The following is a 21,200-nucleotide window of genomic DNA, read 5'->3' on the forward strand; positions in this document are numbered from 1 at the left end:
GCGCGCCGTCATAATGTAGCCCCTTTTTTCAGCCCCTACATGTGGAAGGTACTGCCCGTGACTCAGAAGCCCGACCAGTGTCTCGGTGAGTGGATCGATCGAGAAGCCCTTGCGGAAGCGATGATTCCGATGATTGGCCAACTCTATCGCAACAACAACGTGGTCACCTCGATCTACGGTCGTAGCCTGATCAACCGCTCCGTCATCCAGATTCTCAAGGCCCACCGCTATGCGCGTCATCGCTTGGATGGCGATGCCGAGCTGTCGGTGCACGACACGTTCCCGATGCTCAAGACCATGAGCGAGCTCAAGTTGGGCGCCGCCTCGGTGGATCTGGGGCGGATGATGGCCAAGTTCCTCCAGGAGGCCAACGGCCGCAGCATCGAGGAGTTCGTGCGCGATGAGCTGGCGCCGGTTGCCGGCCAGCAGAATGCCGTGGCGCGCAAGGGTACTGACGTGGTGCTCTACGGTTTCGGCCGTATCGGTCGCTTGCTGGCACGCATCCTGATCGAGAAGATCGGTGGTGGCGACGGTCTGCGCCTTCGCGCCATCGTCGTGCGCAAGGGAGCGGACAACGACCTGGTCAAGCGCGCCAGCCTGCTGCGCCGCGACTCCGTGCATGGGCCGTTCGATGGCACCATCACCATCGACGAGGAAAACAACACCCTGACCGCCAACGGCAACCTGATCCAGATCATCTACTCTAACGATCCGGCGTCCATCGACTACACCCAGTACGGCATCCAGGATGCCCTGCTGGTCGATAACACCGGCAAGTGGCGTGACGCCGAAGGCCTGGGCCAGCACCTCAAGTGCCCGGGGATCGATCGCGTGGTGCTCACCGCGCCGGGCAAGGGTGCGCTGAAGAACATCGTGCATGGCATCAACCATGCCGAGATCACCGCCGACGACAAGATCGTCTCCGCCGCCTCCTGCACCACCAACGCCATCGTGCCGGTGCTCAAGGCGATGAACGACAAGTACGGCATCGTCAACGGCCATGTCGAAACCGTGCACTCCTACACCAACGACCAGAACCTGATCGACAACTTCCACAAGGGCAGTCGTCGTGGTCGCAGCGCGGCGCTGAACATGGTGATCACCGAGACCGGCGCGGCTACCGCGGCGGCCAAGGCCTTGCCGGTGCTCAAAGGCAAGTTGACCGGCAACGCGATTCGCGTGCCGACGCCCAACGTGTCGATGGCGATCCTCAATCTCAATCTGGAGAGGTCGGTCAGTCGCGAAGACGTCAATGAGTACCTGCGCTACATGGCGCTGCACTCGGATCTGCACAAGCAGATCGATTTCGTCAATTCCCAGGAAGTGGTGTCGACCGACTTCGTCGGTTCGCGCCATGCCGGGGTAGTGGATGCCGATGCGACCATCGCCAACGACAACCGGGTCGTGCTGTATGTGTGGTACGACAACGAGTTCGGCTACAGCTGCCAGGTGGTTCGCGTGATGGAAGACATGGTTGGGGTCAACCCGCCGGCCTTCCCGGGCTAAGCCCTAGGCGGTCACACGAAACGGGAGCTACGGCTCCCGTTTTTTATTGCGGCGATTCTGCCAGCAGGTTGTCGCGCAGGCGCGCCGACAGGCCGTCGGGCGCCAGCCAGATACCCAGATAGGCGTTGGCCAGTACGCTGTTGCGGCTGAAGAAGGCGGTCTCGCCGTTGCGCTCCAGGCTCAGGCCGCTGCCGGCGGCATAGTTGAGGGCGTAGCGGTCGCCGGGGCGTATGTCGCGAAAGCTGGCGTGCAGCGCGTCCAGTTCCTCGCGCAGGCGCCCGAGGGTGGCGGTGTCGCGTTGCCTGCGCAACGTGACCCAGGCGGCCTCTATCACGTCTTCGCGGTCGATATCGCGGAAGTAGTACAGCTCCAGGCGCTTGCTGTGCCGGGCGTCGAGCGCCTGGCGTGCGCTCACCTGGGGAGCGGCATAGAGCGCGGCGGCGTAGACATCCGCCCACAGGTAGCGGAGCACGCTCTGGTTCTTCAGTTCCAGGTCGACCTGATCGAGCGAGTAGAGCCCCGGAAAGTTCGCCTCACGCAGGCGCTCGTCGCTGCCGGCCTGAAGGGGGAAGCTCAAGAGGAAAAACGTGACTAGTGCAAGTATTCGGGTCATGGTGAGTTCCGTATTCGGACAATGGTTCTATTTCACCCCTCGGGGCGCTTGCGTCAAGTTGTCGCTGCTCCGCCTACTTGACTGAAAACTTAAAAAAAGCAAGCGCTTGGGTGGTCAGTCGGTGGGCGCGAATCTATAATCGAACGGATTTTTTACCCGCGTTCGACACTCCTGTTCTCTCCGATTGCTGGCTCAGCCTGGTTTTCGAAATGAGCCGCGCAGGATGTCGGTCGTATTCAAAAAAAGCTTATAAATCAGTGGTTAGGCAAACCTATGATCAAGATAAAAAATGGGCTTGATTTGCCCATAACAGGCGCGCCGGCGCAACGCATAGAGGCCGCCAGGCCGGTGCGTAGCGTCGCCGTCATAGGCTTCGATTATCACGGTATGAAGCCTACGATGGAGGTTCAGGTCGGTGATCGGGTCAAGCTCGGTCAGGTGCTGTTCTCCGACAAGAAGACTCCGGGGGTTACCTATACCGCACCGGGCACCGGCGTGGTCAGCGCGATTCATCGCGGCGAGAAGCGTGTGCTGCAGTCGGTGGTGATCGACCTCGACGGCGACGAGCAGCTGAGCTTCGCCCAGTATCCGGCCACCCAGCTGGACAGCCTGAGCGATGCCCAGGTGCGCGAGAACCTGCAGCAGTCCGGCCTTTGGACCGCACTGCGTAGCCGTCCGTTCAGCAAGGTGCCGGCCGTCGATGCGGTGCCCAGCTCGATCTTCGTCACCGCCATCGACACGCATCCACTGGCGGCCGATCCGACCGTGGTGATCGGCGAGTACGCCAGCGACTTCGAGAACGGTCTCAAGGTACTGAGCCGCCTGGGCAAGGTGTTCCTGTGCAAGGCCGAGGGCACGAGCCTTCCGGGCGAGCAGCAGGCCAATGTGCAGGCCGCCGCTTTCTCCGGTCCGCACCCGGCCGGTCTGCCCGGCACCCATATCCACTTCCTCGATCCGGTCAACGCCAGCAAGAGCGTCTGGTCGATCAACTACCAGGACGTGATCGCGGTTGGCAAGCTGTTCACCAGCGGCCAGCTGTGGGTCGAGCGCGTGGTCGCCCTGGCCGGCCCAGTGGTCGAGCAGCCGCGTCTGCTGCGCACCCGCCTGGGCGCCAACCTGGAAGAGCTGACCGCAGGCCAGCTGCAGTCCGGCTACAACCGGGTGATTTCCGGTTCGGTGTTGGGTGGTCGTACCGCCCAGGGCGCATTTGCCTTCCTGGGGCGCTACCACTTGCAGGTGTCGTGCCTGGCCGAAGGGGCCGATCGTGAGCTGATGCACTACCTGCGTGCCGGGGTGAACAAGCATTCGGTACTGAACATCTTCGTCTCCAAGCTGATGGGCGCGAAGAAGTTCCCCTTCTCCACCACCACCAACGGCAGCCCGCGGGCGATGGTGCCGGTGGGCAACTACGAAGCGGTGATGCCGCTGGACATCCTGCCAACCCAACTGCTGCGCTACCTGATCGTCGGCGACACCGAGATGGCCCAGAAACTGGGTTGTCTGGAACTCGACGAAGAAGACCTGGCGCTGTGCACCTACGTGTGCGCCGGCAAGTATGAATACGGCCCGATCCTGCGGGATAACCTCGCCCGTATCGAGAAGGAGGGTTAAGCCATGGGTATTCGCGATTTTCTCGACAAGATCGAGCACAACTTCGAGAAGGGCGGCAAGTACGAGAATTGGTATGCCTTGTACGAAGCCATCGACACCTTCTTCTATCGTCCGGGCAGCGTGACCAAGACCACCGCCCACGTGCGCGACGGCATCGACCTCAAGCGCATGATGATCACGGTCTGGCTGTGCACCTTCCCGGCGATGTTCTTCGGCATGTGGAACGCCGGCTATCAGGCCAACCTGATCTTCGCCAATAGCCCCGAGCTGCTGGCGGCCCAGGAGGGCTGGCGCTTCTCTCTGATCGGTTCCCTGGCCGGGTTCGACCCGAACAGCCTGTGGGACAACTTCATCCAGGGGGCGGCCTGGTTCCTGCCCGTCTATGCAGTGACCTTCATCGTCGGCGGCTTCTGGGAAGTGCTGTTCGCCTCGATCCGCAAGCATGAGGTCAACGAAGGCTTCTTCGTCACCTCGGTGCTGTTCGCCCTGATTCTGCCGCCGAGCATTCCGCTGTGGCAGGTGGCGCTGGGCATCAGCTTCGGCGTGGTGATCGGCAAGGAAGTATTCGGCGGTACGGGCAAGAACTTCCTCAACCCGGCCCTGACCGGTCGCGCCTTCCTGTTCTTCGCCTACCCGGCGCAGATGTCCGGCGATGCGGTATGGACCGCGGTCGACGGTTTCGCCGGCGCTACGGCGCTGAGCCTGGCGGCCTCCGGCGGTATCGAGAACGTCGTCAATCAGGGCATCAGCTGGATGGACGCCTTCGTCGGCACCATTCACGGTTCCCTGGGCGAGACCAGCACCCTGGCCATCCTCATCGGCGGCGGCGTGCTGGTGCTGACCAAGATCGCCTCCTGGCGCATCGTCGCCGGCGTGATGCTGGGCATGGTCGGCCTGAGCCTGCTGTTCAATGCCATCGGTTCGGAAACCAACCCGATGTTCGCCATGCCCTGGCACTGGCACCTGGTGGTTGGCGGTTTCGCCTTCGGCATGCTGTTCATGGCCACCGACCCGGTGTCGGCCTCCATGACCAATACCGGCAAGTGGATCTTCGGTGCCCTGATCGGCGTGATGGTGGTGTTGATCCGCGTGGTCAACCCGGCGTTCCCGGAAGGCATGATGCTGGCGATTCTGTTCGCCAACCTGTTTGCACCGCTGATCGACCACTTCGTCGTTCAAGCCAATATCAAGCGGAGGCTGGCACGCAATGTCTAGTCAAAAAGAATCCACCGCTCGCACCCTGACGGTGGCCCTGTTGGTGTGCCTGGTGTGCTCGGTGTTCGTCGCCGGCGCCGCCATCGCACTGAAGCCGACTCAGGTGGACAACCGTCTGCTGGACAAGCAGCGCAGCATCCTGGCGATCGCCGGCCTCGGCGATGCCTCGATGAGCGGCAAGCAGGTCAAGGAGCTGTTCAACAGCACCATTACCGCCAAGCTGGTCGATCTGGAAACCGGTACCTTCTCCGATGCCCATGACCCGATCACCTTCGATCCACTCAAGGCGTCCAAGGATCCGAAGCTGTCCAGCAGCCTGCCGGCCGGTAAGGACATCGCCGGGATCAAGCGCCAGGAGCGTTACTCCACCGTGTATATGGTGGAGCAGGACGGCCAGGTGCAGACTCTGATCCTGCCGGTGCGCGGCTACGGCCTGTGGTCGACCCTGCACGGCTTCATCGCCGTCAAGGGGGACCTCAATACCGTGGTCGGCATGGGCTTCTATCAGCACGGCGAGACGCCGGGACTGGGCGGCGAAGTGGACAATCCGAAGTGGAAGGGCCAGTGGCCGGGCAAGACCCTGTTCGATGACAGCGGCAAGCTGTCCGTGGAGATCGTCAAGGGCGGCGTCGATCCGCAGAGTCCGCAGGCCGAGCACCAGGTCGACGGCCTGGCCGGCGCCACCCTGACCAGCGTCGGGGTGGACAATCTGCTCAAGTTCTGGCTGGGCCAGAACGGCTTCGGTCCGTTTATCGCTAACCTGCGCGCAGGGGAGGCTTGATCATGTCGCAGCCGACTATTAAAGAAGTCCTGCTCAATCCGATCTTCAACAACAACCCCATCGGCCTGCAGATCCTCGGGATCTGCTCGGCCCTGGCGGTGACTTCGAACCTGCAGACCGCGCTGGTGATGTCCGCGGCGTTGACCCTGGTGACCGGTTTCTCCAACCTGTTCATCTCGATGATCCGCAGCCAGATCCCCAGCTCGATCCGCATGATCGTGCAGATGGTGATCATCGCCTCGCTGGTGATCGTGGTGGACCAGGTGCTCAAGGCCTATGCCTTCAGCCTGTCCAAGCAGCTGTCGGTGTTCGTCGGCCTGATCATCACCAACTGCATCGTGATGGGTCGTGCCGAGGCCTTCGCCATGCAGAACCCGCCGGTGCTGTCGTTCTTCGACGGTATCGGCAACGGTCTGGGCTACAGCGCCTTCCTCATCGCCCTGGGCATCATTCGCGAGCTGTTCGGCGCGGGCAAGCTGATGGGCTACGAGATCATTCCGGTGGTCAACGACGGTGGCTGGTACCAGCCCAACGGCATGCTGCTGCTGCCGCCTTCGGCGTTCTTCCTGATCGGCCTGTTCATCTGGGCGATCCGCAGCTGGAAGACCGAGCAGGTCGAGAGCAACGCCTACAAGATGGCCCCGCAGGTCTCGAATAAGGAGGCTTACTAATGGAGCACTACATCAGCCTGTTCGTCCGTGCGGTGTTCGTCGAGAACATGGCGCTGGCGTTCTTCCTCGGCATGTGCACCTTCATCGCCATCTCCAAGAAAGTGGAGACGGCGATCGGCCTGGGTATCGCCGTGGTGGTGGTGCTGGGCATCACCATGCCGGTCAACAACCTGATCTACACCAATATCCTCAAGGATGGCGCGCTGGCCTGGGCCGGTCTGCCGGAAGTCGACCTGAGCTTCCTTGGCCTGCTGACCTTCATCGGCGTCATCGCGGCGATCGTGCAGATCCTCGAGATGACCCTGGATAAGTATGTGCCGGCACTGTACAACGCCCTCGGCGTGTTCCTGCCTCTGATCACGGTGAACTGCGCGATCATGGGCGGCTCGCTGTTCATGGTCGAGCGCGACTACAACCTGGCCGAGAGCACTGTCTATGGCATCGGCGCCGGCGTCTCCTGGGCCCTGGCGATTGCCGCGCTGGCGGGCATTCGCGAGAAGCTCAAGTACAGCGACGTACCGGCCGGCCTGCAGGGTTTGGGCATCACCTTCATCACCATCGGCCTGATGTCTCTGGGCTTCATGTCCTTCTCTGGCGTGCAGCTGTAAGGAAAGGATGAGCAGATGATTAATTTCGAGATTTTCCTAGCGATCGGCATGTTCACCGCCATTGTCTTGGCGTTGGTGCTGATCATTCTCGCGGCGCGCGCCAAGCTGGTTTCCAGCGGTGACGTGAGCATCGAGATCAACGGTGAGAAGACCATCGTCGTGCCGGCAGGCGGCAAGCTGCTGCAGACCCTGGCCGAGAACGACATCTTCCTGTCCTCGGCCTGTGGTGGCGGCGGCACCTGCGCCCAGTGCAAGTGCATCGTCGAGTCCGGTGGCGGTGAGATGCTCTCCACCGAGGAGTCGCACTTCACTCGTCGCGAGGCCAAGGAGGGCTGGCGCCTGTCCTGCCAGACCGCGGTCAAGCAGGACATGAAGATCGAGGTGCCGGAAGAGGTATTCGGCGTGAAGAAGTGGGAGTGCACCGTTGAGTCCAACCCCAACGTGGCGACGTTCATCAAGGAACTGACGCTCAGGCTGCCCGAGGGCGAGAACGTCGACTTCCGCGCCGGCGGCTATGTGCAGCTCGAGTGCCCGCCGCACACCGTGTACTACAAGGATTTCGACATCCAGGAGGAGTATCGCGGCGACTGGGACAAGTTCAACCAGTGGAAGTACGTGTCCAAGGTCGAGGAGACCGTGATTCGGGCCTACTCCATGGCCAACTACCCGGAAGAGCGCGGCCTGGTCAAGTTCAACATCCGTATCGCCTCGCCACCGCCGGGCAAGGACGACCTGCCGCCGGGCAAGATGTCCTCCTACGTGTTCAGCCTCAAGCCGGGTGACAAGATCACGGTGTACGGACCCTTCGGCGAGTTCTTCGCCAAGGACACCGATGCCGAGATGATCTTCATCGGCGGTGGTGCCGGCATGGCGCCGATGCGCTCGCACATCTTCGACCAGCTCAAGCGCCTCAAATCCAAGCGCAAGATCAGCTTCTGGTACGGTGCGCGCTCCATGCGCGAGGCCTTCTACAACGAAGAGTACGATCAGCTGCAGGCCGAGAACCCGAACTTCCAGTGGCATCTGGCCCTGTCCGATCCGCAGCCGGAAGACAACTGGACCGGCCTCAAGGGCTTCATCCACAACGTGCTGTACGAGAACTACCTGAAGGACCACCCGGCTCCCGAGGATTGCGAGTTCTACATGTGCGGCCCACCCATGATGAACGCCGCAGTGATCAAGATGCTGGTCGACCTGGGTGTGGAGCAGGAAAACATTCTGCTCGACGACTTCGGCGGCTAAGCATGCTGCACGCTGTACTCCAGCCCGTTATCGCGGTCGCCCTGGCGGCCGCCTTAACGGGCTGCTGGTTTTCCGAGCGGGTCGAGGAGTTCGGCGGCCCGACCATGGGCAGCACCTACAGGGTCAAGTACGTGCGTACCGAGGGTGCGCCGCCTGTCGAGGTGCTACAGGCCGAGACCGAGGCGATCCTCGCCGAGGTTGATCGGCAGATGTCCACCTACCGCGATGACTCGCTCATCTCCCAGTTCAATCGCTCCCCGGCCGGCAGTTGCCTGGCCATGCCGGAAGAGCTGTTGCAGCTGGTGGAAGCCGGCCAGGCCCTGGCCCAGGAGAGTGGCGGGGCCTTCGACCTGACCCTGGAACCGCTGCTCAACCTGTGGGGCTTCGGCCCCCAGGCGCGCATGGAAAAGGTGCCGACGGCGCAGCAACTGGCCGAGGCGCGTGGCCGCACCGGTCACCGGCACTTGCGCGTCGAGGCTGGGCAATTGTGCAAGGACGTCGACCTGCAACTGGATCTGAACAGCATCGCCGCCGGCTACACGGTCGAGCGGATCGTCAGCCGCCTCGACGAGCTGGGCGTCGGTCGCTACCTGGTGGATGTCACCGGGGAGTTGAAGGCGGCCGGGCGCAAGCCCAGTGGCGAGCCCTGGCGCATCGCCATCGAAGCCCCGCGGGACGATGAGCGGGTGGCGCAGCGAATCCTGGCGCTGGATGGCTACGGCATCTCCACCTCCGGCGACTATCGCAATTATTTCGAGGAGAACGGCATACGCTACTCCCATACGCTGGACCCACAGACCGGCGCGCCCATCACCCACAAGCTGGCGGCGGTGACCGTGGCCGACCGATCGACCTTACGCGCCGATGGCTTGTCTACCCTATTGATGGTGCTGGGACCCGAGCGAGGCTTGGCCTACGCTGAGCAGGCCGGTATCGCAGCGTTTTTCGTGATCCGTGACGGCACAGGTTTCGTCACCCAGACTACCGCGGCGTTTGAACAGCTGTTCGCCGCAGGAGAAGAGCAATGATTTTCGTAGTGGTTTTCCTGGCAATGCTACTGGTGGTTGGCCTGATGGCGGTCGGCGTGATCATGGGCCGCAAGCCCATCGCCGGTTCCTGCGGCGGTATCGCCAATCTGGGCATCGAGAAGGAATGCTCGATTTGCGGCGGCAGTCGCGAGAAGTGCGAAGAGGTCAATCGCACTTCCGATGAGGCGGCCAGCGATCTGGCCTACGACGCGACCAAGCGTTAGTCGCCAGCCGGCACATAGGCGGTAAGTTGATTGTCGGCGCGCCTGAGCGCTGCCGGCCCTGCCGAGGGCGCGATACAAGCGCCCCGGTGTGATCTGAAGGAGTAAACATGGCGGTCTACAACTATGACGTAGTGGTGCTGGGCTCCGGTCCCGCGGGGGAAGGCGCGGCGATGAACGCCGCCAAGGCCGGGCGCAAGGTGGCGGTGGTCGATACCCGCCGTGAGGTCGGCGGCAACTGCACCCACCTGGGCACTATCCCGTCCAAGGCGCTGCGTCACTCGGTGCGCCAGATCATGCAGTTCAACACCAATCCGATGTTCCGCCAGATCGGCGAGCCGCGCTGGTTCTCCTTTCCGGACGTGCTGAAGAGCGCCGAGCGGGTGATCGGCAAGCAGGTGGCTTCGCGCACCGGCTACTACGCGCGCAATCGCATCGACCTGTTCTATGGCACCGGCAGTTTCTCCGACGAGCAGACCATCGAAGTGGTCTGCCCCAATGGCGTGGTGGAAACCCTGGTGGCCAAGCAGATCGTCATCGCGACCGGCTCGCGCCCCTATCGCCCGGCCGATGTCGACTTCCGTCATCCGCGGGTCTACGACAGCGACACCATCCTGACCCTCAGCCACACGCCGCGCCGGTTGATCATCTACGGAGCCGGGGTCATCGGTTGCGAATATGCCTCGATCTTCAGCGGTCTGGGGGTGCTGGTCGACCTGATCGACAACCGCGACCAGTTGCTCAGCTTCCTCGATGCGGAGATCTCCGATGCGCTGAGCTATCACCTGCGTACCAACAACGTACTGATTCGCCACAACGAGGAGTACGAGCGTATCGAGGGGGTGGACAACGGGGTGATCCTGCACCTGAAGTCCGGCAAGAAGATCAAGGCCGACGCCCTGCTCTGGTGCAACGGCCGTACCGGCAATACCGACAAGCTGGGCCTGGAGAACATCGGCATCCAGGTCAACAGCCGCGGCCAGATCGAGGTCGACCAGAACTATCGCACCGAGATCAGCAACATCTTCGCCGCCGGCGACGTGATCGGCTGGCCGAGCCTGGCCAGCGCGGCCTATGACCAGGGCCGTTCGGCCTCGGGCAATATCGTCGAGAACGACAGCTGGCGCTTCGTCGACGATGTGCCGACCGGTATCTACACCATTCCGGAGATCAGTTCGATCGGCAAGAACGAGCGCGAGCTGACCCAGGCCAAGGTGCCCTATGAAGTGGGCAAGGCGTTCTTCAAAAGCATGGCGCGGGCGCAGATTTCCAACGAGCCGGTGGGCATGCTGAAGATCCTCTTCCACCGTGAGACCCTCGAGGTGCTTGGCGTGCACTGCTTCGGCTACCAGGCTTCGGAGATCGTGCACATCGGCCAGGCGATCATGAACCAGAAGGGCGAGGCGAACAGCATCAAGTATTTCGTCAACACCACCTTCAACTACCCGACCATGGCCGAGGCCTATCGCGTGGCGGCGTTCGATGGTCTCAACCGGCTTTTTTGAGCGGCTCCGACCGGTGGCCTGAGCCGGTCGGAGAGGATGCGTTCAGCGACTCCGCGACCTGGCAGTGGCCGAACCGGGAGAGTTTCTGACCAGGCAGCAAGAAAAAACCGGCCCTGGTGGCCGGTTTTCTTTTGTCGCGATTGGCGTTGGCGCCACAGCCTCAGGGCGTCAGTGTCGCCACGGCCAGTCCGGGGAAATCGGTGATCAGGCTGTCCACGCCGAAATCGGCGAGGCGGCGCATCAGTGCGGCGTCATTGACCGTCCACACCGAGACATGCAAGCCGGCTTTCTGCGCCTTGCTCAGGCGCTCCGGGCTGCACAGCGTCCAGTCCAGGGCGAGCAGGTCGCAGCCGTAATGCTGAGCCACTTTCAGCGGGTCGAGCCAGGCGTGTTCGGCGACCAGGCCACGGGAAATCTCCGGGTGCAGCTGCTGCATGGCGCGCAGCACCTCGCGTGAGCTTGAGGTCACGGTGATCTTGTCGGTCAGGCCATGGCGCTTGGCCAGTTCGGCAATCCCCTCGGCCATGCGCGCCGAACGCACCTTCGAGGCGCTCTTGACCTCCAGTTGCCAGTGCTCGAAGTCGCACTGCTCGAACAGTTCGGCCAGGCGCGGAATAGGGCAGGGCGTGCGCCACTCGGGGCCGCATTGGCGCGCGTCATAGCCAACCAGCTCTGCGGCATCATGTTCCACCACCTTGCCGCGGCGACCGGTGGTGCGCTTGAGGGTCGGATCGTGGATGACCATCAGCTCGCCGTCGCGAGACATGTGCAGGTCCAGTTCGCAGCGGCGTACGCCGTGGTCCAGGCAGGTCTGGAAACTGGCGAGGGTGTTTTCCGGTGCTTCGCCCTTGGCGCCGCGGTGGCCGTAAATCAGGGTCACGATTACTCCTTGCTGGGGGCGGTGCGTGGCTGGTGGTGGCGCACGCTGTTGATCACATGGTCATACTCGAAATACACGCTGAACTCGCGATAGTCCCAGCGGGTGATCGGCGGCTTGCCGACTGGGGCATGCTCCTCGTCGGCCAGACCGAAACGCTCGAGTACCGAGCGTTGCGATGCGCCACGCTGCGGCAGGTCGATGCTCGAGGCGCCTTGTTGGCCGAGCGGAATTTCCAGGGTTTCGGCCTGGGCGGACAACGGCAGCAGCAGGGCGAGCAGGGCTAGAAGACGGGGCATGGGCTACTCAACTTTTTGGTCATGACTGTTCGCGGGCCTGGCGGCGTTCCCAGGCCTGCTTCTGCAGGATATGCCGGGCGAGCAACTGGCGCTGTGCGTCGGTCAACGCTTCGAACTCGGTGCCGATGTCGAACTGGCCGTCCTCCCGCTCACGGCAGTGGATGACCCTGGCGCGCAGCAGCAGGCCGAGGGCCTGGGGCATCAGCACCATCTTGATCGCCAGGTGGCTGTCGCAGGCCACCGGTTTGCCGTGATTGAAGCTGACGCCGCCCTCGGACAGGCAGACTTGCTTGGGCGCGCCGATATCGCGCAGCAGGGTCTGGGCCACGGCCTGGCCGAGCAGGTCGATGCGCTTGTTGATCACCTTGAGGTAGTTGGCCAGGGTACGGTCGCGCTCGCTGATATGGCGCAGCAGGTGCTGCGACTCGAAATCCATCAGGTGCAGGTCGCTGAGCAGGTTGAACAGCGGCGAACTGTCGTGCAGTGCGTCGCTCGCCTGGGCCTCGGCGCCGGACAGCAGGGTGAAATCCAGTGCGATCGTGTCGTCGATACGATAGTATTCGCGGCGATCTTTTTCATCTTGAGACGGCATGGCGAACCCATGGCAGCAGTAGTGGTCTGAGTGTAAAGCTGCTCGCCAAGACCCGCCACAAGGACGTTTCTCTTTCCCCCCGAATCAGCCTCCGACATGTTCAGACCCCTGTTCGTATTCATCGGTACGCGCTACACGCGCGCCAAACGTCGCAGCCATTTCGTTTCCTTCATATCCCTGACCTCGATGATCGGCCTGGCACTCGGCGTGCTGGTGATGATCCTGGTGCTGTCGGTGATGAATGGTTTCGACCATGAGATGCGCACCCGCGTGCTCGGCATGGTGCCGCACGCCACGATCGAGAGCCCGACGCCGCTGCCCGACTGGCGCGAACTCGCCGACGGCGCGATGAAGCATCCGCAAGTGCTGGCCGCGGCGCCCTTCAGCCAGATGCAGGGCCTGCTGAGCAATGACGGCAAGGTGCAGAAGGTGCTGATCAATGCGGTCGATCCGCAGGAGGAGGGCAAGGTCTCGATCATCGGCGACTTCTTCCGTCAGGGGCGCCTGGAGGACCTGGCTGCGGGCGAGTTCGGCATGGTCATCGGTGACAAGGCGGCGGCCAAGCTGGGCGTGACGCTCGGCGACAAGGTGACCTTCGTCGCGCCCGAAGTGACGGTAACCCCGGCCGGGATGTTTCCCCGGCTCAAGCGCTTCACCGTTGTCGGCATCTTCCATGTCGGCGCCGGCGAGATCGACGGCCACCTGGCCCTGGCCCACGTCCAGGACCTGGGGCGCCTGCAGCGCTGGCCAGCCGGCCAAGTGCAGGGCGTGCGCCTCAAGTTCGCCGACCTGTTCCAGGCGCCGCGTACCGCCTGGGAGCTGGCTCAGACGCTGGGCAAGGGCGACTACTATGCCCGCGACTGGACGCGCACCCACGGCAACCTGTACCAGGCGATCCGCATGGAGAAGGCGATCATCGGCCTGCTGCTGCTGCTGATCGTCGCGGTGGCCGCCTTCAATATCATCTCGACCCTGGTCATGGTGGTAACCGACAAGAAAGGCGACATCGCCATCCTGCGTACCCTGGGCTCCACGCCGGGGCAGATCATGGCGATCTTCATGGTCCAGGGCACGGTGATCGGCGTGTTCGGCACGGCCATCGGCGCGCTGCTGGGAATCTGGGCCGCGCTCAATGTCAGCGCCGGCGTCGCGGCCCTGGAGGGCCTGCTGGGAATCAAGTTCCTCAGCGCCGACGTGTACTTCATCGACTACCTGCCGTCGCAGCTGATGTGGGCGGATGTGCTGCTGGTGTGCGGCGCGGCGCTGGTGCTGAGTTTTCTCGCGACCCTGTATCCGGCCTGGCGCGCGGCGCGCACCCAGCCGGCGGAGGCGCTGCGTTATGAATAATCAACTGATGGGTGACCGCGTCATGCAAGATCAGGCCGTGCTGAGCTGCCGCAATCTGGGCAAGAGCTATGAGGAGGGCCCGCAGTCGGTGGTGGTGCTCGATGGCCTGGCCCTTGAGCTGCATCCGGGCGAGCGGGTGGCGATCGTCGGCAGTTCGGGCTCGGGCAAGAGTACCCTGCTGAACATGCTCGGGGGCCTCGACACGCCGAGCACGGGCAGCGTCTGGCTGGCCGGTGAAGAGCTGTCGGCGCTCAACGAGAAGGAGCGCGGCCTGCTGCGCAACCGCGCCCTGGGCTTCGTCTACCAGTTCCATCACCTGTTGCCCGAGTTCACCGCCCTGGAGAATGTCTGCATGCCGCTGCTGATCGGCCGTACCGCGATCAGTGAGGCGCGCCAGCGGGCCACCGCACTGCTCGAGCGGGTCGGCCTGGGCCATCGCCTGGCACACAAACCGGCCGAACTGTCCGGCGGCGAGCGCCAGCGGGTGGCGATCGCCCGGGCCCTGGTCAACCGGCCCGGCCTGGTGCTGCTCGACGAGCCGACCGGCAACCTCGATCACCACACCGCCCAGGGCATCCAGGAGCTGATGAAGGAGCTGAGCGCCTCGTCGCAGACCGCCTTCCTGGTGGTGACCCATGACATGCAGCTGGCCCTGCAGATGGACCGGGTGCTGCGCCTGGAAGACGGCAAGCTGGTGGCTGCCTGATGTTCCGCCCGCTGAGTGTCTTCATTGGCAGTCGCTATACCCGGGCCAAGCGGCGCAATCACTTCATATCCTTCATCTCCCTGACCTCGATGATCGGCCTGGCCCTGGGCGTGCTGGCGATGATCGTGGTGCTGTCGGTGATGAACGGCTTCCAGAAGGAAATGAGCTCGCGGATTCTCGGCATGGTGCCCCATGCCAGCATCGCCGGCGCCCAGGCCCTGGACGATTGGCAGACGGTCGCCGCCGCCGCCGGCCGGCACCCACAGGTGGTGGCGGCCGCGCCCTTCGCCGAGCTGGAGGGCATGCTGTCGCACCGCGGGGCGATGCAGCCGATTCAGCTGCAGGGTATCGATCCGCAGTTCGAGTCGCGGGTCTCCATCCTGCCCCAGCATATGGTGCAGGGCAGCCTGGCCGATATGCGGCCCGGTGAGTTCGGCGTGGTGATCGGCGAGATCACCGCGCGGCGCTTCCAGCTCAAGGTCGGCGACCGTCTGGCCCTGATCGTGCCCGAGCTCAGCTCGGTGCCGGGCGGCATTGTGCCGCGCATGCAGCGCATCAACGTGGTCGGCATCTTCAAGGTCGGCGCCGAGCTGGACAGCTCCCTGGCGCTGATCAATGTGGCCGATGCCGCGCAGATCCAGCGCTTCGAGCCGGGTCAGGTGCAGAGCGTGCGGCTGAAACTGAAGGACCTGTATCAGGCGCCGCGGGTCTCCGCCGAGGTCGCCGCGCAGTTGGGCGCGGGCTATCGCGCCAGCGATTGGACCCAGACCCAGGGCAGCCTGTTCAGCGCCATGAAAATGGAAAAGACCATGATCGGCCTGCTGTTGCTGCTGATCGTCGCGGTGGCCGCGTTCAACATCATCGCCACCCTGATCATGGTGGTGGCCGACAAGGGCGCCGACATCGCCATCCTGCGCACCCTCGGGGCAACGCCGCGGCAGATCATGGGCATCTTCATGGTGCAGGGTACGGTGATCGGCACGGTCGGTACGCTGATCGGCGGGGTGCTTGGCGTTCTCGCGGCGCTGAACGTCAGTCAGCTGGTGAGCTGGATCGAGCGAATGAGCGGTCAGCAGGTGCTCAGTTCCGATGTCTATTTCATCAGTAACCTGCCCTCGGAATTGCTGGTCTCCGACGTAGTGCTGATCTGCAGCGCGGCCTTGGGCCTGAGCTTTCTTGCCACGCTTTACCCCTCCTGGCGCGCCGCGCAGATCCAGCCGGCCGAGGCGCTGCGCTACGAGTGAGCTAAGCTGCGCACAGAAAAAAGCCGTTACCTGGGTAACGGCTTTTTCGTTTCAGCTGGAGCTCTTGGCCTTGCGCCGCCGCTCTTGGCGCTTGCGCCAGTTATGTCTCACCCACCAGTGCCAGTAGGTGTTGGTAGCCAGGTAGCCGACGACGCCGAGCAGCAGGCCCAGCACCAGGGAGCCGAGGTACAGCGGCTGCCAGTGGCTCTGCAGCACCTGGCCGATCCAGCGCAGGGTGACCTGGTCGGGCAGATGCAGGGTCGGGGTGTTGGTCATCCAGGCGCCGAACTTGTAGCTGCAATAGAACACCGGCGGCATAGTGATCGGGTTGGTCAGCCACACCAGGCCGACCGAGATCGGCAGGTTGGCGCGGGCCGGGATGGCCACCACGGCGGCGGCGATCATCTGCAGCGGCATGGGGATCATCGCCCAGAACAGGCCGATGGCCATGGCCCGGGAGACCGAGTGACGATTGAGGTGCCAGAGATTGGGGTCGTGGATCAGCGTGCCGAGAAAGCGCAGGGACTTGCTGCCCTTGATGCGGTCCGGGTGGGGCATGTAGCGCTTGAAGAAACGACGCGGCATTGGGGGTCTCTGGCGGGCTGAAAAGCGCAGTTATTATGCACAGATTCGGAACCGGCTGCTTTTTGAGTTTGTGACAGCAAGTACGTAGCAGTCGGTGGTCGGCCTGAGTCCATGGATGGCTCTTCAGGAGTGTAAGGCGATGCGCCTAGGGATGCTCGCGCTGGTCGCAGGTTTGCTCGTGCTGCGCTTCATGCCGGTTCTGCCTCCGGCCTGGTTGCTGTTTCTGTTGGCACTGGTGGGGCTCTCGTGCCTGCCGTTTCGAAGCTATCCCGTGGGCTGTTTCCTGCTCGGTTTCGCCTGGGCCTGCACTTCGGCCCAGTGGGCCCTGGACGACCGCCTGGCGCCCGAGCTGGACGGTCGCACGCTATGGCTGCAGGGGCGGGTGGTCGGGCTGCCCGATGTGAACGACGGCGTGGTGCGCTTTGAACTGCGCCAGGCCAGTTCTCGCCGTGCCCAGCTGCCAAGGCTGATACGCCTGGCCTGGTACGGCGGGCCGCAGCTCCAGGGCGGTGAAACCTGGCGCCTGGCGGTGCGGCTCAAGCGGCCCCGCGGCCTGGTCAATCCGCAGTCCTTCGATTACGAGGCCTGGTTGCTGGCGCAGCGCATCGGCGCTACCGGCACGGTGAAGAGTGGGCACCGGCTGACTGCGGCGCACGGCCCCTCCGCCTGGCGCGACGTCCTGCGTCAGCGCCTGCTGGACAGCGACGCCCATGGTCGCGCCGGGGGACTGGCGGCGCTGGTGCTCGGCGACGACTCGGGCCTGTCGGCAGCCGACTGGCGGCTGTTGCAGGAGACCGGAACCATTCACCTGATGGTGATCTCCGGGCAGCACATCGCCCTGATGGCCGGCTTGCTCTACGGGCTGGTCGCCGGCCTGGCGCGCTTGGGCTGCTGGCCGCGCCGCTGGCCGTGGTTGCCTGCGGCCTGCCTGCTGGCTTTTGCCGGCGCGCTGGGCTACGGCATCCTGGCCGGGTTCGAGGTGCCGGTGCGTCGGGCCTGCGTGATGGTCGGCCTGGTGCTGCTGTGGCGCTGGCGGTTTCGCCAGCTTGGCGCCTGGCTGCCGCTGCTGATCGCCCTCGCCCTGGTGTTGCTGGTGGAACCCCTGGCCAGCCTGCAGGCCGGCTTCTGGCTGTCGTTCGCCGCAGTGGCCTTGCTCATCCTGATCTTCGGCGGCCGCCTGGGCGCCTGGTCCTGGTGGCGCACGCTGGGGCGGGCGCAGTGGGCAATGGCCATCGGCCTGCTGCCCTTGCTGCTGGCACTGGGGCTACCGGTCAGCACCAGCGCGCCGCTGGCCAATCTGATTGCGGTGCCCTGGGTCGGCATGGCGGTGGTGCCGCTGGCCCTGCTCGGCAGCCTGCTGCTGCCAGTGCCCTGGTTGGGCGAGGTGCTGTTGTGGCTAGCCGGTGGGGCGCTCGAGCTGCTGTTCAGGCTGCTGGTGCTGATCGCCGCCTGGGCGCCCGCCTGGCTGCCGAGCCACCTGCCGATCTGGTCCTGGTCGCTGCTGGCACTGGGGGCGTTGCTGCTGCTGTTGCCGGCTGGCATTCCATTGCGCGCGTTTGGCTGGCTCCTGCTGCTACCGCTGTTCTTCGCTCCTCAGCCGCGGCCGGCACCGGGGCAGGCCGAGGTCTGGCTGTTGGATGTCGGCCAGGGGCTGGCGGTGCTGCTACGTACTCACGAGCACACCTTGCTCTATGACGCGGGACCGCGCTTCGGTGAGTTCGATATGGGCGAGCGGGTGGTGCTGCCGTCGCTGCGCGCCCTGGACGTAAGGAAGCTCGACCTGATGCTGCTGAGCCATGCCGACAATGACCATGCCGGCGGCGCCCTGGCAATCAAACGGGGAATGACGGTCGGGAAGGTGTGGAGCGGTGAGGCCGAAGCCTTGCCGGCAGACCTGCAGGCCAGCTCCTGCGAATCCGGCCATAGCTGGCAGTGGGACGAGGTGCGTTTCACCTTGTGGCGCTGGGACCAGGCGCTCGACAGTAATCAGGCCTCCTGCGTGCTCCTCGTCGAGGCGGCGGGCGAGCGCTTGTGGTTGACCGGCGATATCGACAGCCGCGCGGAGCGAGCCCTGCTGGCCAGTGGCCTGGACCTGCCTGCTGACTGGCTGTTGGCGCCGCACCATGGCAGCCGCAGTTCCTCCTCTGCCGAATTTGTGCGTGCGGTGGCACCGCGGGCGGTGCTGATTTCCCGAGGCCAGCACAATGCCTTCGGTCATCCCCATCCCGCCGTGGTCGCGCGCTATGGGGCGCTGTCGGCTCGGCTCTATGACACGGTCGAGCAGGGCGCCGTGCAGCTGCATTTGGGCACCTTCGGCGAGGCGCGCGGGCTTCGCGGCGAGCGTCGCTTCTGGCGAGAAAAATGAGAACGGCGGCGGTCGGCGAGGGTACGACCCTATGCTAGAGTGGCGCCACTTTTGTGAGGGGGATCTGCCACCGTGTGGGAACTGGTCAAAGCTGGCGGCTGGATGATGCTGCCAATCATTCTCTGTTCAATTGCCGCGGCCGGCATCATTGCCGAACGCCTGTGGACTCTGCGGCCCAGTCGCATCACCCCGCCCAATCTGCTCGGTCAGGTGTGGCGCTGGATCAAGGACAAGAAGCTCAACAACCAGAAACTCAAGGAGCTGCGCGCCGACTCGCCCCTGGGGCAGATCCTGGCGGCGGGCCTGGCCAACTCCAAGCATGGTCGCGAGATCATGAAGGAGTGCATCGAGGAGGCCGCCGCGCGGGTCATCCACGAGCTGGAGCGCTACCTCAATGCTCTCGGCACCATCGCCGGTATCGCGCCGCTGCTCGGCCTGCTCGGCACGGTGCTGGGCATGATCGAGATCTTCAGCTCCTTCATGGGCTCGGGCATGGCCAATGCGCCGGTACTGGCCGGAGGCATCGCCAAGGCGCTGATCACCACCGCCGCCGGCCTGATGGTGGCGATCCCGGCGCTGTTCTTCCATCGCTACCTGCAGCGCCGCGTCGATGAGCTGGTGGTCGGCATGGAGCAGGAAGCGATCAAGCTGGTGGAAGTGGTGCAAGGAGACCGCGACGTCGACCTGAGCGAGGCCAAGGCGTGAAGTTCCGGCGCAAACCGCGGGAAAACGTCGAGATCAACCTGGCTTCGTTGATCGACGTGGTGTTCATCCTGCTGCTGTTCTTCGTGGTCACCACCACCTTCACCCGCGAGACCCAGCTCAAGGTCGACCTGCCCGAGGCGGCCAGCGGCACGCCGCCGGAGCAGACCGAGCTCAAGCAACTGGAAGTGCTGATCGCCGCCGATGGCAGCTACTCGCTCAATGGCCGCCAGTTGTTGAAGAGCGATCTGGCCGGACTGAGCGCCGCGCTGCAGAAGGAGTCGGAAGGCGACAACAGCCTGCCGCTGACCATCAGTGCCGATGCCAAGACGCCGCATCAGGCGGTGATTACCGCAATGGATGCGGCCGGCAAGCTGGGTTTCGCCCATTTGCGCATCACCACGGTCGAGGCGCAGGCCGCGCCGTGATGGATGGCTGTTGATGGGCTGGTCCGATCGGCTGGTCGCCGCCTGGTATGGCGGCCATCCGGCGCTCGGCCTGCTGCGTCCGCTGGAGGCGCTGTATCGCCAAGTGGTGCAGCGTCGCCGCTCGCGCTTTCTCGCCGGCGAGGGCGAGATCTATCGCGCCCCGGTGCCCGTGCTGGTGGTGGGCAATATCACCGTCGGCGGTACCGGCAAGACCCCGCTGATCCTCTGGCTGATCGAGCACTGTCGCAGTCGCGGGCTCAGGGTCGGCGTGGTCAGTCGCGGCTATGGCGCGGTCCCGCCACGGTTTCCCTGGCGCGTGCGCGCCGAGCAGGCGGCCAGCGTCGCCGGCGACGAGCCCCTGCTGATCGTCCAGCGTAGCGACGTGCCGTTGATGATCGACCCGGATCGCGGACGGGCGGTGCGCGCGCTGCTCGAGCAGGAGGAGCTCGACCTGATCCTCAGCGACGACGGTCTGCAGCACTACCGCCTGGCTCGCGACCTGGAGCTGGTGCTGATCGATGCCGCCCGCGGCCTGGGCAATCGCCGCTGCCTGCCGGCCGGGCCTCTGCGCGAGCCGGCAGAGCGTCTGCGCAGTGTCGACGCACTGCTCTACAACGGTAGCGACAACGACCCGGCGGGCGGCTACGGCTTTTGCCTGCGTCCGCGCACGCTGGTTAATGTGCGCAGTGGCGAGCGTCGCCCGCTGGACTACTTTGCGCCCGGGCAGCGCCTGCACGCCGTGGCCGGCATCGGCAATCCGCAGCGTTTCTTCGCCACGCTCGAGGCGCTACACTGGCGGCCGATTCCGCATGCCTTCGCCGACCATGCGCAGTACAGCGCCGAGTTGCTGGATTTCAGCCCGCGCCTGCCTGTGCTGATGACGGAGAAGGATGCGGTGAAATGCCGGGCCTTTGCCGCCGACGATTGGTGGTACCTGGCGGTGGATGCCGAACCCTCTGCGGCCTTTGTCGCCTGGTTCGATGCCCAACTGGCCCGCTTGCTGCCAGGCTCACCCTAGTCCTTCGCGGCGCTTGGGCGCGCCGGCGGCTCCTGC

General features: G+C 64.3%; 22 protein-coding genes. 17 read left to right on the forward strand and 5 right to left on the reverse strand.

Annotated features, from left to right (window positions below):
• Window positions 1-39 precede the first annotated feature (39 nt).
• Window positions 40-1,506, forward strand: a complete 1,467-nt coding sequence (locus LPB260_RS27880) for a glyceraldehyde-3-phosphate dehydrogenase (protein ID WP_208709252.1) — start codon at window positions 40-42, stop codon at window positions 1,504-1,506.
• A 43-nt stretch (window positions 1,507-1,549) separates the two neighbouring features.
• On the opposite strand, the gene LPB260_RS27885 is transcribed toward LPB260_RS27880, so the two are convergent.
• Window positions 1,550-2,119, reverse strand: coding sequence for a chalcone isomerase family protein (locus LPB260_RS27885; RefSeq protein ID WP_208709254.1), 570 nt, complete (start codon window positions 2,117-2,119; stop codon window positions 1,550-1,552).
• 273 nt (window positions 2,120-2,392) lie between these two features.
• On the opposite strand from LPB260_RS27885, the gene LPB260_RS27890 reads away from it, so the two are divergent.
• The 9 genes from LPB260_RS27890 (at window position 2,393) to sthA (ending at window position 11,001) form a co-directional block, all read left to right on the forward strand.
• Window positions 2,393-3,730 (forward strand): Na(+)-translocating NADH-quinone reductase subunit A, encoded by a 1,338-nt coding sequence (locus LPB260_RS27890; protein ID WP_208709256.1) that lies wholly within the window; start codon window positions 2,393-2,395, stop codon window positions 3,728-3,730.
• Between the two features lie 3 nt (window positions 3,731-3,733).
• Window positions 3,734-4,945: an NADH:ubiquinone reductase (Na(+)-transporting) subunit B gene (locus LPB260_RS27895; protein ID WP_208709258.1), complete on the forward strand. Its 1,212-nt coding sequence runs from the start codon at window positions 3,734-3,736 to the stop codon at window positions 4,943-4,945.
• A complete protein-coding gene (locus LPB260_RS27900; protein WP_208709260.1) occupies window positions 4,938-5,726 on the forward strand; it encodes a Na(+)-translocating NADH-quinone reductase subunit C in 789 nt (262 codons plus the stop codon). The genes LPB260_RS27895 and LPB260_RS27900 overlap by 8 nt, the downstream gene beginning before the upstream one ends.
• Complete coding sequence (locus LPB260_RS27905; RefSeq protein WP_208709262.1) at window positions 5,723-6,397, forward strand: NADH:ubiquinone reductase (Na(+)-transporting) subunit D; 675 nt, start codon at window positions 5,723-5,725, stop codon at window positions 6,395-6,397. Before LPB260_RS27900 ends, LPB260_RS27905 begins: the two co-directional genes overlap by 4 nt.
• Window positions 6,397-7,005 (forward strand): NADH:ubiquinone reductase (Na(+)-transporting) subunit E, encoded by a 609-nt coding sequence (gene nqrE / locus LPB260_RS27910; protein ID WP_025167392.1) that lies wholly within the window; start codon window positions 6,397-6,399, stop codon window positions 7,003-7,005. The genes LPB260_RS27905 and nqrE overlap by 1 nt, the downstream gene beginning before the upstream one ends.
• A 15-nt stretch (window positions 7,006-7,020) precedes the next feature.
• Window positions 7,021-8,247 carry an NADH:ubiquinone reductase (Na(+)-transporting) subunit F gene (gene nqrF, locus LPB260_RS27915; RefSeq protein ID WP_208709264.1) on the forward strand — a complete coding sequence of 409 codons (1,227 nt, stop codon included), beginning with the start codon at window positions 7,021-7,023 and terminating at the stop codon, window positions 8,245-8,247.
• Between the two features lie 2 nt (window positions 8,248-8,249).
• A complete protein-coding gene (locus LPB260_RS27920; protein ID WP_208709266.1) occupies window positions 8,250-9,275 on the forward strand; it encodes an FAD:protein FMN transferase in 1,026 nt (341 codons plus the stop codon).
• On the forward strand, window positions 9,272-9,499 hold the full coding sequence (gene nqrM / locus LPB260_RS27925) for a (Na+)-NQR maturation NqrM (RefSeq protein WP_208709268.1): 228 nt from the start codon (window positions 9,272-9,274) through the stop codon (window positions 9,497-9,499). Before LPB260_RS27920 ends, nqrM begins: the two co-directional genes overlap by 4 nt.
• 107 nt (window positions 9,500-9,606) lie before the next feature.
• The gene (gene sthA / locus LPB260_RS27930) at window positions 9,607-11,001 is read left to right on the forward strand and encodes a Si-specific NAD(P)(+) transhydrogenase (RefSeq protein ID WP_208709270.1); all 1,395 of its coding nucleotides are present in this window, start codon (window positions 9,607-9,609) and stop codon (window positions 10,999-11,001) included.
• A 160-nt stretch (window positions 11,002-11,161) separates the two neighbouring features.
• Here the strand turns inward: sthA and LPB260_RS27935 are convergent, their stop codons facing one another.
• From LPB260_RS27935 to LPB260_RS27945, 3 genes are read right to left on the reverse strand one after another with little or no spacing between them, the layout of a single operon-like run.
• Window positions 11,162-11,881, reverse strand: a complete 720-nt coding sequence (locus tag LPB260_RS27935) for a glycerophosphodiester phosphodiesterase (RefSeq protein WP_208709272.1) — start codon at window positions 11,879-11,881, stop codon at window positions 11,162-11,164.
• A gap of 2 nt (window positions 11,882-11,883) precedes the next feature.
• Entirely contained in the window at window positions 11,884-12,177 is a 294-nt protein-coding gene (locus tag LPB260_RS27940; protein WP_208709274.1) for a phosphodiesterase, read from the reverse strand.
• Window positions 12,178-12,196: 19 nt separating this feature from the next.
• The gene (locus tag LPB260_RS27945) at window positions 12,197-12,769 is read right to left on the reverse strand and encodes a PilZ domain-containing protein (protein WP_208709275.1); all 573 of its coding nucleotides are present in this window, start codon (window positions 12,767-12,769) and stop codon (window positions 12,197-12,199) included.
• Window positions 12,770-12,865: 96 nt separating this feature from the next.
• Here LPB260_RS27945 and LPB260_RS27950 point away from each other — a divergent pair, with 96 nt between their 5' ends.
• From LPB260_RS27950 to LPB260_RS27960, 3 genes are read left to right on the forward strand one after another with little or no spacing between them, the layout of a single operon-like run.
• Window positions 12,866-14,116 carry a lipoprotein-releasing ABC transporter permease subunit gene (locus tag LPB260_RS27950; RefSeq protein ID WP_208709277.1) on the forward strand — a complete coding sequence of 417 codons (1,251 nt, stop codon included), beginning with the start codon at window positions 12,866-12,868 and terminating at the stop codon, window positions 14,114-14,116.
• 22 nt (window positions 14,117-14,138) lie between these two features.
• Window positions 14,139-14,822: a lipoprotein-releasing ABC transporter ATP-binding protein LolD gene (gene lolD / locus LPB260_RS27955; protein ID WP_208710202.1), complete on the forward strand. Its 684-nt coding sequence runs from the start codon at window positions 14,139-14,141 to the stop codon at window positions 14,820-14,822.
• Window positions 14,822-16,066 (forward strand): lipoprotein-releasing ABC transporter permease subunit, encoded by a 1,245-nt coding sequence (locus LPB260_RS27960; protein WP_208709279.1) that lies wholly within the window; start codon window positions 14,822-14,824, stop codon window positions 16,064-16,066. Before lolD ends, LPB260_RS27960 begins: the two co-directional genes overlap by 1 nt.
• Before the next feature lie 51 nt (window positions 16,067-16,117).
• On the opposite strand, the gene LPB260_RS27965 is transcribed toward LPB260_RS27960, so the two are convergent.
• On the reverse strand, window positions 16,118-16,651 hold the full coding sequence (locus LPB260_RS27965) for a DUF2062 domain-containing protein (RefSeq protein WP_208709280.1): 534 nt from the start codon (window positions 16,649-16,651) through the stop codon (window positions 16,118-16,120).
• Window positions 16,652-16,790: 139 nt separating this feature from the next.
• Here LPB260_RS27965 and LPB260_RS27970 point away from each other — a divergent pair, with 139 nt between their 5' ends.
• From LPB260_RS27970 to lpxK, 4 genes are all read left to right on the forward strand, one after another.
• Window positions 16,791-19,016 carry a DNA internalization-related competence protein ComEC/Rec2 gene (locus LPB260_RS27970; protein WP_256625623.1) on the forward strand — a complete coding sequence of 742 codons (2,226 nt, stop codon included), beginning with the start codon at window positions 16,791-16,793 and terminating at the stop codon, window positions 19,014-19,016.
• A 72-nt stretch (window positions 19,017-19,088) separates the two neighbouring features.
• A complete protein-coding gene (locus LPB260_RS27975) occupies window positions 19,089-19,721 on the forward strand; it encodes a MotA/TolQ/ExbB proton channel family protein (protein WP_208709282.1) in 633 nt (210 codons plus the stop codon).
• Complete coding sequence (locus tag LPB260_RS27980) at window positions 19,718-20,146, forward strand: biopolymer transporter ExbD (protein WP_208709284.1); 429 nt, start codon at window positions 19,718-19,720, stop codon at window positions 20,144-20,146. Before LPB260_RS27975 ends, LPB260_RS27980 begins: the two co-directional genes overlap by 4 nt.
• A gap of 13 nt (window positions 20,147-20,159) precedes the next feature.
• The gene (gene lpxK, locus LPB260_RS27985) at window positions 20,160-21,164 is read left to right on the forward strand and encodes a tetraacyldisaccharide 4'-kinase (protein WP_208709286.1); all 1,005 of its coding nucleotides are present in this window, start codon (window positions 20,160-20,162) and stop codon (window positions 21,162-21,164) included.
• The last annotated feature ends 36 nt before the right edge of the window (window positions 21,165-21,200 follow it).

The sequence above is a fragment of the Pseudomonas sp. LPB0260 genome (assembly GCF_013388395.1).